This is a genomic window from Thermanaerothrix sp., from assembly GCF_056331585.1.
Genome location: NZ_JBWGPQ010000024.1, coordinates 1 through 13,779, shown reverse-complemented (window position 1 = coordinate 13,779; position 13,779 = coordinate 1). Strand labels below are relative to the sequence as shown.

The 13,779-nt window shown below is 49.3% G+C and carries 15 protein-coding genes; 2 read left to right on the top strand and 13 right to left on the bottom strand.

Annotated elements, in window-relative coordinates:
* Positions 1-91 precede the first annotated feature (91 nt).
* The 7 genes from AC01YT_RS09190 to AC01YT_RS09160 all read right to left on the bottom strand — a co-directional run bounded on the left by AC01YT_RS09190 (position 92) and on the right by AC01YT_RS09160 (position 5,757).
* Entirely contained in the window at positions 92-523 is a 432-nt protein-coding gene (locus AC01YT_RS09190) for a hypothetical protein (RefSeq protein ID WP_476674790.1), read from the bottom strand.
* Complete coding sequence (locus AC01YT_RS09185; protein WP_476674788.1) at positions 516-2,105, bottom strand: hypothetical protein; 1,590 nt, start codon at positions 2,103-2,105, stop codon at positions 516-518. The genes AC01YT_RS09190 and AC01YT_RS09185 overlap by 8 nt, the downstream gene beginning before the upstream one ends.
* A 288-nt stretch (positions 2,106-2,393) precedes the next feature.
* Positions 2,394-2,966: a hypothetical protein gene (locus AC01YT_RS09180; protein ID WP_476674786.1), complete on the bottom strand. Its 573-nt coding sequence runs from the start codon at positions 2,964-2,966 to the stop codon at positions 2,394-2,396.
* Between the two features lie 129 nt (positions 2,967-3,095).
* On the bottom strand, positions 3,096-3,275 hold the full coding sequence (locus AC01YT_RS09175; RefSeq protein ID WP_476674784.1) for a hypothetical protein: 180 nt from the start codon (positions 3,273-3,275) through the stop codon (positions 3,096-3,098).
* 280 nt (positions 3,276-3,555) lie between these two features.
* Entirely contained in the window at positions 3,556-4,977 is a 1,422-nt protein-coding gene (locus AC01YT_RS09170; protein WP_476674782.1) for a peptidoglycan DD-metalloendopeptidase family protein, read from the bottom strand.
* Positions 4,952-5,320, bottom strand: a complete 369-nt coding sequence (locus AC01YT_RS09165; protein ID WP_476674780.1) for a DUF192 domain-containing protein — start codon at positions 5,318-5,320, stop codon at positions 4,952-4,954. Before AC01YT_RS09165 ends, AC01YT_RS09170 begins: the two co-directional genes overlap by 26 nt.
* A 29-nt stretch (positions 5,321-5,349) precedes the next feature.
* Positions 5,350-5,757, bottom strand: a complete 408-nt coding sequence (locus tag AC01YT_RS09160; protein ID WP_476674778.1) for a response regulator transcription factor — start codon at positions 5,755-5,757, stop codon at positions 5,350-5,352.
* A gap of 208 nt (positions 5,758-5,965) precedes the next feature.
* On the opposite strand from AC01YT_RS09160, the gene lhgO reads away from it, so the two are divergent.
* The gene (gene lhgO / locus AC01YT_RS09155; RefSeq protein ID WP_476674776.1) at positions 5,966-7,189 is read left to right on the top strand and encodes an L-2-hydroxyglutarate oxidase; all 1,224 of its coding nucleotides are present in this window, start codon (positions 5,966-5,968) and stop codon (positions 7,187-7,189) included.
* 8 nt (positions 7,190-7,197) lie between these two features.
* Here lhgO and AC01YT_RS09150 read toward each other — a convergent pair whose 3' ends face one another.
* Positions 7,198-8,736 carry a M1 family metallopeptidase gene (locus tag AC01YT_RS09150; protein WP_476674775.1) on the bottom strand — a complete coding sequence of 513 codons (1,539 nt, stop codon included), beginning with the start codon at positions 8,734-8,736 and terminating at the stop codon, positions 7,198-7,200.
* Positions 8,737-8,899: 163 nt separating this feature from the next.
* On the opposite strand from AC01YT_RS09150, the gene AC01YT_RS09145 reads away from it, so the two are divergent.
* Entirely contained in the window at positions 8,900-9,544 is a 645-nt protein-coding gene (locus AC01YT_RS09145) for a 50S ribosomal protein L25 (RefSeq protein WP_476674774.1), read from the top strand.
* A gap of 41 nt (positions 9,545-9,585) precedes the next feature.
* Here AC01YT_RS09145 and AC01YT_RS09140 read toward each other — a convergent pair whose 3' ends face one another.
* The 5 genes from AC01YT_RS09140 to AC01YT_RS09120 are packed head-to-tail and all read right to left on the bottom strand — an operon-like array spanning position 9,586 to position 13,694.
* Complete coding sequence (locus tag AC01YT_RS09140) at positions 9,586-10,275, bottom strand: CoA pyrophosphatase (protein WP_476674773.1); 690 nt, start codon at positions 10,273-10,275, stop codon at positions 9,586-9,588.
* Positions 10,253-11,134: a tRNA (adenine-N1)-methyltransferase gene (locus AC01YT_RS09135; RefSeq protein WP_476674771.1), complete on the bottom strand. Its 882-nt coding sequence runs from the start codon at positions 11,132-11,134 to the stop codon at positions 10,253-10,255. The genes AC01YT_RS09140 and AC01YT_RS09135 overlap by 23 nt, the downstream gene beginning before the upstream one ends.
* Positions 11,131-11,412 (bottom strand): hypothetical protein, encoded by a 282-nt coding sequence (locus tag AC01YT_RS09130; RefSeq protein WP_476674769.1) that lies wholly within the window; start codon positions 11,410-11,412, stop codon positions 11,131-11,133. The genes AC01YT_RS09135 and AC01YT_RS09130 overlap by 4 nt, the downstream gene beginning before the upstream one ends.
* Before the next feature lie 10 nt (positions 11,413-11,422).
* Entirely contained in the window at positions 11,423-12,499 is a 1,077-nt protein-coding gene (gene mnmA, locus AC01YT_RS09125; protein WP_476674767.1) for a tRNA 2-thiouridine(34) synthase MnmA, read from the bottom strand.
* 22 nt (positions 12,500-12,521) lie between these two features.
* Positions 12,522-13,694 carry a cysteine desulfurase family protein gene (locus tag AC01YT_RS09120; RefSeq protein ID WP_476674765.1) on the bottom strand — a complete coding sequence of 391 codons (1,173 nt, stop codon included), beginning with the start codon at positions 13,692-13,694 and terminating at the stop codon, positions 12,522-12,524.
* Positions 13,695-13,779: the final 85 nt, after the last annotated feature.

Below are 13,779 nucleotides of genomic sequence, written 5' to 3'. Positions count from 1 at the left end.
CGACCTGACCTCCTCATCCCATTACCACGCCATTGAGTATATTCAAAAGGCCCAATTATGACAAGATGAGGAGGGTATATAAAATTAGTTATCACGGTTTGTAAGGTCGGATTCCATGATAAACCTGAGGGCCGGAAAGGGTGCGAAGGATAACTTCTGCTGGACGTCCCACTAGCGGTGACATCTCCTCAGGGGTCATTGGGCGATTCCCGTTCGCCAAAAGCAACTTGAAAATCTTGTTGATTAAGGACGTCTCACGCAAGAGAAAGTCGGGTTGCTTGGCGCAGTGGCTCATGAGGGTATGTTGCAAGCCATCCACCCGATGCACCTCGGCAGTTTGGGGATCCACATGGTCAATCCATACCTCAGCCTTATCCTCAAAGGCTTTCTGATGTTCTGGACATAGGAAATCGAACAGGTAAATCCGCCAGTTCGAATCATGATGTTGCCACCACTCAAAATCAATATGAAAGGGTGTCTTTATCGTGGGGCGAATCATACTAAAAGTTTGAGAATTACTCATGGCTGGCCTCCTCTTCGCTCAAGCGGAAATAGAGGTCACCCAAGTGCGAAATGTTGGGCAAACTCGCTAAAATGGCCAAGAGTGCGCTCGGAGGGCAACGTTTGACCAAATTAACCGCGGCATACAATTCTTGTGCATGTACATGGCCTTGAGGATTGAGTTTCGCCAATTCCTTCGTCATCGAACGCACTATACGATCTAGAGGAACTCGTTGACGATATGTTTGCTCCCATACTTGATCCAACCGCTCGGGGTCAGGGATAATGATGATCATCCGTTCATCGTATTCAACCCCAACGGTGTGTTTCAGCATTGTAAAGACAATACCTCCATCTGAACCAATAAGCACAGTTCGCAGCCACTCTTTGGTGGGGCGTTTCTTGCGCGCCCGGACAACTACCTCGCCTGGCTTTTCCCCCTGGCGAACGGTGATAAGGCTGCCGGGTATTACACCTTGCCGCGCATACCATTCCTGTAGTCCATAAATATAGCGATGAGAACGAACCACCCAACCGGGGTAAATGTTTCCATCGTCTTCATCCACGAAATTGAAGCGCACTCGTGGTGATTCATAAGCCGTGGGGAACAGGTTAACCATCGCACCGGTCAAAGGGAGAGTACCTGCCCGCCAATGAGGGAAAATCAGACTGAGCGTGACCTCACCAACTTCCTCTGAAGGTGTTTCCTGATTTTCCAACTCATCAAAGACCAAACGATTGAGTTCCTGAAGGATGCTTTGCGACGGTTCCCCGGGTAATTCGGTGGGTGAGTATTTCAAAAATATAGGCGGCGATTGTACTGCCTCTGGTTCTAAGCGCTTTAGAAACCACAATATCTGCCCCGCCGGACCAACTTCATCAAAACGTCCATCTTCCTGTAAAGCCAGGTTCAAAGAAAACTCAGTCAATTTCGGATTCACATCCGAAGGCAACTCGATTTGCTCTAAGATCGCTTGCGTCGGTAACGGCCCCCCACCCGCCATCTCTAACACAGCCTCCGCTAAGTTTAGATAGCCCATCGAGACGTCTACCAGTAAAGCCCGTGGGAACCAAGCACCGGCAATGCGCACTAGGTCCGGATTGGTTTCAAATACTGCGGTCAATTTCGCCGCAATTTCGCGTCCATAGTGTTTAATCACATACTTGGGATCTAACAACGGATCTTGTTCACTAATCCTGATCGGCGCGTTAAGGGCATGCTCGGACAGACCAGCAGCAAACTCTTTGTGCGTTTGAGAATCAAACTCGACCTCAATAACTTCAAATGGGGGATAATCAGGGTTAAAGCCCGGTCGCACCCCAACCACAACGCCTTGCGTCATCCCCAAAGCCGGGAAACGCAGCGTCTGCCCGGGGCGATAATGGTTTTTGGGCTGATAAATCTCGCCTCCGGCCACTTGCTCTTGCTTCAGCCGTTCAATTTCACGCCGAATCCGTTCGCGGATCAATACTTCCGCCAACTCGGCGGCAGTTTGGGGCGTTTCGGTCTCGAGAAGGTGATTGTATAAGAACTGCAAATCTTCTTCGGTGATGGTGAGATTTTTCCAATAATTGGGATCTAAGGATAAAGCTAATGAGTCCATGTCTCCATCCGTTTGTTTCGGGTTCGTTAATTGGATTGCAACAAAAAGCACAAAAATTATACATCAAAAGGAAAGAGTAGACCCCGCAGGGTTCGGGAGTGTTTAATGCAAATAGCATGGGTGTTTACTTACGGTCCGTTCGTCTTCAAAATTAATAGAGGTTTTGGAAAAAATTTGCCTCAGGCAGGTTCGTACAATGCTCTCAATGATCATCAAATTTTAGGCACAGGTATCCCCTTACTAAAGAAATATTCCTTTACTACGGTCAATTGTCTTTCAAATGACCGGTTATTCTCGCTTATACCCCAAGCGCAGTCCAACAGTAATCACCAGCGCCGGGAAAACACCCATTAACATCGCTAAAGGGATGGGCATTGGCGAGAGAAAAATTAACTGATACCCCAACGGCACCACCGTATCTACCACCCAGAACAGAAGGAAAACCTGCCACAATGTAATCTTATGCGTTGTCCAAAATCGGGAGAGCAAAAGGATAAGAACAACATTAAGAACGAATGCGACCACAAACATGATTTGTGTTGTCCAATTCGAGGCTGCGGCTTCAAAATTAATGGCGATTCTAGCAATGACAGCGCTCAAAATACTACCAACTGCATACCCCATGTAAGCAAAGCAGGCGATCATCACCGCCTTTAGCACATCAACCCCCTGGGTACTTCGGCGGCGCGATGATTCAGGTTGATAGCGCCGCCGTTCCCATCCAACCAGAATCAGCGAGAATGTTAATGTCTGCAAAAGCATCTCCGGCAATCCAATCAGGTGATACCAGAGCGGCAATTTGGTGTAAATGATCCCTTCCAGCGATGAGGGCGCTGCGGCAGGGGTACCCAGGATTCCCAAGAAAACAAAAATGCCTCATAGAATCAGCCAACCTCGTTTATGGGTCATAATCGTCTTACGCAGCGGCCACAGCGCTACCGCATAGAGTAGCCCTCGAAGCGGCTGAAGTAATGGCCCCAGGAACGCCGCTCAAGAACCCATTGGACGCATGTAGTCTCGGATGACCTCTTGCTGAAAAATCCTGCCATAATCGAACACGTTGGACATGATCAGTCCGAATACAAAATATGTCGCTGTATGGATCAAAACGACTTTCCCGGCAAAGATGAGAAACTCTTTGGTAAAACTTCCCCCCGTTGATTGTTGCATTAGCCCCTCCCTTTTAAAATAAGAACCGGAAAAACCAAACGGTTTAGTGAGGCCCGCGGTTTGCGCCGTCATCGGATTTTCGATTGAGTTTGTGAAGTAGGATCGAATTCGAGGGATAAAGAACACCGCAAAACCCCACGCACCCTTAGCGATTCTATCAAATAGCCATAACTTTTTGGGGATCAATTTCGCCCCAGATCAGGGATATCGCCACACCAATTTGAGTATACCTCTAACCCACACCGAACGAACAAATATTTCCCAGTGCCGAACCCCTCACCTACGGATATTCGCGCTCCAACCAATCCAAAGGTTCTACCTGTACGCCGTTGACCCATACTTCCCAATGCAAGTGAGGTCCAGTGACGCGCCCAGTTCCCCCGATCTCGCCAATGAGTTGACCTGCTTCCACTCGATCCCCGACGTTAACCAAAATCTTGCTCTGGTGCCAGAATCCACTATAAACCCCCCAGCCGTGATCAATGATGGTCGCATTGCCTCGTACCGTGAGTGGTCCGGTAAATACCACCACCCCTGCCGCGGGGGCATAAATGTTCAAGTTAGCACAAACACCGTAATCCACCCCGGTATGAAAATAAGTGTAACCACTATCATTGTAGGAACGACGGTTCCCAAACCAAGACTTGATGCAACTGGGCTCATCTACTGGTTTGCGAAAAACCCCTTGCCAAAATTTCACCGGGGTATGATTAGCCACTACCGAGCGCACCAAGCTATCTTCCGGTTCGGTATTCGCCTTATCCAGCGTTTGTGGGTCTACTACCAAAGGGGGATCTTGTGGATAGTTACCGGGTTGGAGCAAGACCGGTTGACTTAACGAGAAGGTCGTTCCTTCGACTGTAGTAAGGGTCAACGAAAAGTCCAGTAATCCTGGCTGAGCCATCGCATGGATTCCCTGCAACGCCACATAGGTGTTCGTATCCTGGGCATCGAATTGGAGCGGCCACTCTCCCAACATTCCAATAGCACGAACCGGCTGATGCACGCTCACCTTAACCACTACTGTTTTTCCTTGAATTACCGGCAGAGGATAGAGATCAATCCCTTTTACAAAAGCCGGCGCCCCTGGAAATGCCGCTGCATTTTGCGCCGCTTGCTCATTTCCTACCGCGATCAACGGATCCATGGGGAGAAGCTGAGCACTTGATCCAACACCATTTGCCAGCAGATAGTCCCACATAGATACACCGGACGCCGTTGCCAATTCAAGGGGCGTCTGCCCTACGGATAACGCAACCAGAGATGTCGTTTGGCTTTGCGAGGAATTCTCTTGCACCGGGAGAATTAACGTCGCTCCTACAAATAATTGAGAGGGAGTTGCCAGACGATTAAGACGCACAATCTGCTCTTCAGGGATGTTGTATTGGCGACTCAAGAAAGACAAAGACGCCCCTAAAGGAACAGATACTGTAGTTAATGTACCTCGAACACCTTCAAAACCGGGGATCTTCAGCCTTGTCCCAACGCTTATAAAGTCCGGGTTTTCAATTTGATTTACCCGGACGAGATCCTGAGGTGAAACCCCAAAACGGCGGGCGATGGAATTGATGGTATCATTCGGTTGAACAATATATACCGGCAAATCCTCACTTTGTGCCCATGCTACATCACGATAACCCCAAGGATACAGCAGGCTTACCAAGATAATTACAAGGCTAAAGGAGCGTAATCTCAACCTCATCGTTCACTCGAAAGCAAGCAAGGTAATTGGGGTGGGTTTCTAAAACATACGAAGCCGGTTGCCGCGGTACATATAATAACGCCCAGGGGTGAGCATGGCAAAGATCCACCACCCGTCGGGCTCGATTGATCCAAATAACCGCAATATCAAAGCGCATAAATAGCATATGAATTGCCGTTTCTAGCCGCCCTTCATGGGGCTCAACCAGTAGGATCCCCTCATCAGGCGCTAAGCGAGGTCGAAACATCAAACCCCACAATCGTTCCCAATAACTTGAACAGAAGCGCACACGAATGGGATTGGTGAGTGGTTGGGTGAGATTTTGGATCAAAGCCAGGCGCATGAGTGTTAAGAACAACTTCTGAGCGCAATTTACATTGATAACTGATTAGAGACATTATTCAGCACATTTTCAATACTGTTTACTAACTCCTGTGGATGGAAAGGTTTGGCAATATAATCATCTACCTTGGCAATGTGTAATCCCAGTACCCGATCAATGGGTTGGGCCTTGGCGGTGATCACAATCACTGGGATGTTGCGTGTTTGGGCATGATTTCTTAACTGCTGGAATACCTCCCAGCCGTCAACATCTGGCATCATCAGATCCAACAAAATTAAATCTGGCCTTTGCGCAAGGACAACTTCCAAACCATTACGTCCCCCTTGTGCGCCGATGACCTCATAACCGCGACGACTCAGGATCAACGTGACCAGTTCAATCATTTCCTGGTCGTCTTCGATGTACACGATCCGTTTTCCTTTTTGGTCACCTGTCATATGCTGTCTCCCTCACTTATATTTATTAGTTTACCACACCCCGCTATCAGAAAATCCAATTTTGTAGCAATAAATATCAATGATTGCCTTTTGTCAACGCTAAAACGCGCTATAATCATCTTGCCTGCATTTGTACCTAAACGACCCAAAATAAGAATATTTTTTTTGAATTAACTGCCATACCTGACCAAGGAGGAACTCAGCATCCATGACCACACGTTACGACATTGCCATTATTGGCGGTGGAATTGTAGGCATGGCCACTGCCATGGCCCTTACCCAACGGAGTTGCGCCTCACTGATCGTCCTCGAAGCCGAGGACCGATTAGCTGCCCATCAGACCGGCAACAACAGCGGCGTGATTCACTCCGGAATTTACTATAAACCCGGCTCGTTGAAAGCCCGCAACTGCATTCAGGGCCGCGAAGCCCTTTATCGCTTTTGCGAGCAATACGATATTCCTCATGAACGCTGTGGCAAAATCATTGTTGCTACCCTTCCCGATGAACTTCCACGCTTAGAAGCGCTTTACCAACGTGGATTAGAAAACGGCCTGACCGAAATCCGAAAACTTGGACCCGACGAGATAAAGGAATACGAGCCTCATTCCATCGGGCTGGCGGCGATTTACGTTCCTTACACCGGTATTGTGGATTACATCCAGGTGACCCAGAAGTATGCCGAATTAGCCCAAGCCCAAGGGGCAACCCTTCAGACTCGGGCGCGACTGATTGGAGTGAAACAGACAGGAAATGTTATAACTCTTGAAACCACCGCCGGTACTTATGAAACCCGTCACCTTATTAACTGTGCGGGTCTCCACTCCGACCGTGTCGCCCGCATGTGCGGCCTTAAGCCCGAGTTGCAGATTATTCCATTCCGCGGCGAATATTACGACATTGTGCCAGAACGGCGATATTTGGTTAAGAATCTGATCTACCCCGTCCCCGACCCGCGCTTTCCCTTCCTTGGAGTCCACTTTACACGCCGCGTTAATGGCAGTGTTGAGGCTGGGCCAAATGCCGTGCTGGCCTTCAAGCGCGAAGGCTATCGTATGACGGATGTCTCACTTCGAGACGTTGCTGATTATTTATTCTTCCCTGGTTTTTGGCGTATGGGGTTGAAGTATTGGAAAACCGGCTTCGGAGAATTCTATCGCTCACTTTCCAAGCGCGCCTTTGTCCGTGCTCTCCAACGCCTGCTACCCGAATTACAAGAAACAGATGTAGAACGCGGTGGTGCCGGCGTGCGTGCCCAGGCATTAAATCGCAACGGTGCGCTTCTAGATGATTTTGCTATTTTAGAAACGCCCAATATGATACACGTCCTCAATGCCCCTTCGCCCGCAGCGACCGCCTCGATCAGCATTGGGCAAACCATTGCTGAAACTGCACTGCGAACCTTTGACATTCCCGCCCGCAAACTTTCTTAGGTCAAAGCTTATTGCGACGCAAAACTAGAAAAATACTGGCGCAGGAGGGGTTCCAAATCGCTTGTCGTTTGTCCTCTAAGAAGATCGAGGAAATCCGAGGGTGAAGCAATTCTGCCATTGTACTGCTGAGCATACTCGCGTAGGGCTGTAAAAAATGCTTCGTCTCCAACTGCCTGGCGCAAGTCCTCAAAGAATTGCGCACCCCGTAGGTAAACTGCGTTACGATAAGCCTGATAACCGGCATAATCATAAATACTTCGATCTATCCAACCAGCTGGCTGGTAATAGTTGACTCGATAGAACCACCACCATGCAACCAAGTCGGGATAATAATACTCATAGAAAAGGCGTTCGCTATACGTGCATAAGGCTTCATCCAGCCATGGATGTAAAGCCTGATCATTCGCCACCTGACCATACCACCATTGATGCGCAGTTTCATGCGCGGCGATCATGGTTAAGTACCCCTGCGGCGTTCCATCGTAAAGGTTGTAAAAACCCTTGCTAAGGAAGTATAGTCCATCGTATTCCATTCCATCCAGGAAGTCCGCCTCCACCAGGCTTAACTGAGCCCGAGAATAAGGCGAAAACAGTTTCGAATAAAGTTCTAGAGCTTGTGCCGTGGCTTGGAGCGCAGCCTCACCTGCCAGGGTATTATCCTTGAAGTAATAACTGACTACACGAATATTATTGACGGTGATCTCATTCACTTGGTAATCGGGGCTCAGCGAGAGCACAAAATTACGCGCCCGTTGAAGCCTAAAATGAAAACGCCCTTCGGAATCTTTTTCGCCCGCCGCGCTGGCTGCTATCAACCATTCGCGAGAAGAATCTAAGATTTCAAGCACCACCTCATAATCCGACAGAGGATAAACCTGATGCTCACCGAAGTAGCCAGGAGGATGAACCAACCACTCGCCATCCTTAAGGGATGGAATGTAAGGATACCAATCCACCAAATTGATTTGTCGTAAGGTATAACCATAAATTTGAGGTTTAGCAGTGTCTGATGGAGGCGGAATTTCAGGCAAATTGAGCCGATAATGGAGGGTCAATTCGGTCGTTTCGCCCTCGGTCACGGGAGACATTTCTTTGATTTTCCAAACGTTAACCGTCTCTGGCTGAAGCGTTAAGCGACGTTCCCCCTGCATAACGGAAAGCCATTCAAACCCTTTCGGATACCTGGCGGCTTCAACAACCAGCGGCAACTCTTCCCGAGGCGCACCGGTATCATTAAACCAACGAATCCTCTCCTCCACTTCCACCGTGCGGCGCTCTGGAAATAAACGAAGCCATAGAAAATAATTTGACATCCCTTCATTCCCTAAACTCGCCAATGTTGGAGTGAGCGTTGCTCCCCCCGTGGGTGTTTCGGTCATTGGAATAGTGGATTGGGAGATGGGGGTAACCGTGGGTGAAGATTGGGTTTCTGTCTCAATTGAGGTCGAGGGCACAAGCGCATTATTGTTCGATTGACAAGCCACAATACTAAGGCTTAAGCCTAATACAAGGATACTATTCCGGATGGCACGCCATGGTTGTAGCATGGTTCTCCCTCACTTCCCGCTAAATGACCGTAAACCTTGACGATACCGTCATTGGTGCTTAAAATCACAGCCTGCAAGCCAGTTGACTGGCCTCAATCATACTCCAAATTAGAGCGAAGGTAACCTCAAAAAACGAGGTGAGAGGCGCTCGAAGGAAGGGAAAATGGAAAAGATCGTTCTAAAAGCCACTCGACGTAACGTGACCGGAAAGAAAGTTGGGGCTTTACGCCGTGCTGGTCAATTGCCCGCTGTCATGTATGGGCATCATTTTGACCCCACCCCTATTACACTTGACCTCCATGAGGCAACAAAAGTGCTCGGCGGGCTCAAACCCTCTGCCCTGGTCACCATTGAACTGGATGGTGCCCAGCACGCAGCCCTAATCCGCGAAAAACAACGTGATTTCATCAAAGGTACTCTTCTCCACGTGGATTTTCAGGTCGTATCTCTAACCGAGAAAATCCGTGCCGACGTCTCGCTTGAATTTGTGGGTGAAGCACCCGCCGTGCGCGATTTCAACGGCGTACTAATCACCAATCTGGAAGAAGTGGAAGTCTCCTGCTTACCTCAAGACCTGCCCGAAAAAATTGTGGTAGATATCTCCGGATTGGCGCGCATCGGTGATGCCATCTACGTTCGCGATTTGGCCTTCCCACCGAACGTGGAATGTCTAGAAGATCCCGATGAGGTCGTCGCTGTGATCACAGGTGGTGCGGAAGAAGAGGTGGCCGAGGGTGAAGAAGTTGGCTTGGCTGAGCCTGAAGTCATCGAACGCGGCAAGAAGGAAGAAGAGGTCGAGGAAGAATAACGCTCACATCATCTTTTATAACACAAACCCAAAACTGGATGCTACACCAGCATCCAGTTTTGCTTTTCCTCCGAATTCTTATCATCAGACACAATGCCTAATGCCTGGAGCAACAAATAAACAATGCGCGCCGTGATCCCCCATACCTGCTCGCCCCGATAGGGGGCAAAATAAAGAACTTCATGCAATGTTCCTTCCGGTGTGGGTCTCATTTCACGTTCTAGATGATGGGACTGCGCTAACCATACTAGCGGGATGGTAAACACCTTTTCGACTTCTTCCTCCGAAGGATGAATCGTAACCGGCCAGGCCATTTTTCCTACCACAGGATAGATCAAATAATGCGTGACCGAAACCAGGGTGGGTAATTGCCCCAATAAAGTTATATAATATGCGTCAACTCCAATTTCTTCCCGGGTCTCACGCAGGGCAGCACTTTCAACCGATGGGTCATCGGGCTCAATAGCCCCTCCTGGAAATGCCACCTGCCCTTTGTGATTTTGAACGCGCGAGGTTCGCTTAGTGAAGAGCAAATGCCACTCATCATCTTTCCGGAGTAGCGGGACTAAGACCGCTGCCGGGCGTAAATCCGATCTGGGGAAAAACGTGGAGACATGACTCTGAGTCCAGCGAGCCTGAAATTCGGATAGCCGCTGCCGGATTTTGGCATCCGTAAGGTTATTAAGCGCATAAAAGAAGGCTTCCGGATTATTCGTCTTCTTCCTTGTCATTTTCTTCAAGCGGGATTATGCCTGGAACGTCACCAGCTACCATTCCCATGGGTTCTGATATATCCAAACTTCCCGGCTGCACGGCTCGCGCAAAGATGAGGAATCCGGTATGTGCTACCATGCGATCCACCGGACGCAACCGCTCTGGTTCGGGTTTGTAGTGGCGAAGTAAGACTTCACACACCTCGATAAGATCAAATGCCTGTGCTCTTAACGCAGCCACCAAGCGCGTCACTTGATTGGTAGTAGGAAGAATGCTACCGAAGAATCCCCCCGGCTTAAGCGCCTGGCGGGCTTGTTCTACGTAATCTTGTGGATTGGGAACATCGAGGAAAAGCGCATCCACGCCTTGCTCATCAAAGCCCTGAGCAATATCTTTGAGTTTAAAGGTAACCCGATTTTCCAACCCCAAGCGCTGTAAATTTTTCAACGCCAAGCGTTGAACATCCTCGCGAACATCATAACTGGTCACTCTACCACCAGCGCCAACCGCAAACGCAAAAGCGCAGGTCAGAGAGCCTGAGCCCGTGCCCGCTTCAACAATATGTTGCCTTTCCCCCACGCTCATGTTGATCAGGATTAATCCAATATCCTTAGGATAGAGGATTTGTGTGGTTCGCGGCAGTTCACGGATAAGATCTGCCAGAGAGGGTTGTAACACCAAAAAGGGTTCTCCCATATGACTGGTAACCCGCACTCCCCAGGGTTTACCGATAATCTCATCATGCTTAATAATCCCTCGATGACTGTGAAATTCTCCTCCGGGTTCCAGACGCAAAATAAACGTTTTACGTCGCTGACTTACCAAGTACACCAGATCATCCGCCTGGATTTGGGAAGAGCGAAGATTCCAGGTCACGCTTGTCGTCCTCCTTTGTAAGAATCAACTCGGGCCAGCCAATAAGCGATGAGCAGGAACAAAACACTGCCTACAACAGCCCCGGTCAAATTTAGCGGTCCAATCCGGCCCGCACTCCAGGATAATACACCTGCCATCCAATGACCAACCCAAAAGCCCAGGTTAGCGGCGATCAAATAGACGACCAAATGGACCCAATTTCCTCCTCGCCACAAATGAAACAACGCCCCCAGTAATGTTGCCACACATACCCCTAGTATCACACTCTGAAAGGTCATGGCAAGTACCTCAACGCATGGAAGCGGAAATGATCATACCACCCCCCAAGACAATATCGTCTTGATAAAAGACCGCCCGTTGCCCTGGCGTTATATCCCGTACTGGCTGATCAAATTCCACCCGCACCTGCTGCGGAGTTTCAATTACGACGGTTGCATCAAGGGGGGAAGCTGTATAACGAATTTTAACCTGCGCTCGGAATTGTTCTGCCGGCGGCTCACCCAGAATCCAATTCACTGGTGCAGCATGCAAAACGCGCTTACCCAGATCCTCCTGAGGGCCTACGATCAAGAGATTTTGGCGTAAATCCTTATCTACCACGTACAAAGGCTGGGAAGTTGCAACTCCTAATCCCTTACGCTGTCCTATGGTGTAAAACGCCAATCCTTTGTGCTCCCCCAAAACCTCACCCCTCCGATTAATAATCAACCCAGGACGGATTACTTCCGGAGCATAACGCATCAAAAAATCACGGTAATCCTCACCGGCTAAAAAACATAGATCTTGGCTTTCTGAACGTTCTGCAACAGGCAACCCATATTTTCTCGCCAAGTCACGAACTTGAGGCTTGGTGAACTCACCAATGGGGAGTAAAGTATGGCGCAGTTCTTCTTGTCCTAATACACTAAGAACATAAGATTGGTCTTTGGAAGTGTCCAGACCACGCAAAAGCAGAAATCGTCCCCGTTCATCATGGATGATCCGGGCATAATGGCCGGTTGCCAACCATTCTGCGCCTAAGGATAAGGCTTGTTGTAAAAGCACCCCCCACCGGATGCGCCGATTGCAAACCAAGCAAGGATTAGGTGTCATCCCGGCCACATAGCCCTGGATAAACGCTCCCACAACCCACTCACGGAATTTCTCCCTAGCATCAATCACGTAAAACGGGATACCCAGTTTTGCGGCAACTCGCCGCGCCATCATCATCGCATCCGGTGTGCAACAGCGGTTTAGGTCTTCTTTTCCGGGTTCACTCCATAAACGTAGCATCATCCCGACAACGTCATACCCCTGCTCAACCAATAAAGCAGCCGCGACCGAGGAATCTACCCCGCCGCTCATTGCCACGACAACCTTATGCATCCGAGGCGTTTCCATAAACCGATTAACTAACCCTATTGATTACGCGACACTTTTCTACTACCCGAGGCAAAACCTCTAAAAACCGTTCGATATGGTCCTGAGAAGTTCCCCTTCCCAGGGTAACCCGCAGGCCCCCCATGGCCCACTGTGGCGTCAAGCCAATCGCCTGTAATACCTCAGAGGGTTCAGGGTTCCCGGTCTTGCACGCCGAACCTGAAGAACAAGCGAATCCTTCGTGATCCAAGTGCATCAATAACAAATTGGCATCGACTTGCTCAAATGCAAATGAGGCATGGTTGGGTAAGCGTTGAGTAGGATGCCCGGTAAGACGTGCACGTGGGATACTCTCAAGCACCCCTTCGATCAGCCGATCTCGCAACGTTCTTAGGCGTTTTGATTCGCGGTGCAAATCCTCCATAACCAGGCTAAGCGCTTCTGCCATTCCAACAATCAGAGGGATATTTTCCGTACCTGCGCGCAGGCCGTTTTCCTGAGCACCCCCAGTTTGCGTTGGGACGATAGAGGTTCCCCGGCGCAGGTAAAGGGCACCAACGCCCTTTGGCCCATAGAACTTATGCGCACCCAGCGAAAGAGCGGAAACCCCTAAAGACTCCACATCCAATCTCAAATGAGCCACTGCCTGCACAGCATCGGTGTGGAAGGGAACATTCTTCTCGCAGCAAATTTTTGCGATTTCGGCAATCGGATTTATCGTCCCAATTTCATTATTGGCATAAATCACCGAAACCAGTGCCGTATCCGCGTTGATTAGAGCGCTTAAATCATCCGGGTCAACTTGCCCATGAGAATCCACCGGGATATATTCAACCTTAAAGCCGTATATGTCTTCCAACTGATGTGCTGTAGCGGAAACCGCATGATGTTCAACTGGCGTGATTAAAATACGGGTGGCTCCGCGCCGTTGGCGTTCCGTCAGTGCAAGTCCTCGCACGGCGAGGTTATCACTTTCAGTACCACCCGAGGTGAAAATAATCTCGCGAGGTTTAGCCCCAAGTGCTTGCGCTATTCGTTCACGCGCCTCTTCCAAGGCCGCCTCGGCTTGTTGTCCTTCAAAATGAACCGATGACGGGTTGCCAAAATTAGGACCAAAGTAAGGTAATATTGCTTTGATAACCCGTTCATCCACAGGCGTGGTCGCTGCATAATCTAAATAGACTCGTTCCTGCCAGACCATTGAATAACTCCCACAAAACACTAAAAAATAACACTGACGATCTTCGATTATAGCACGAGAACACACACCTAACTTTTAGGTTTGG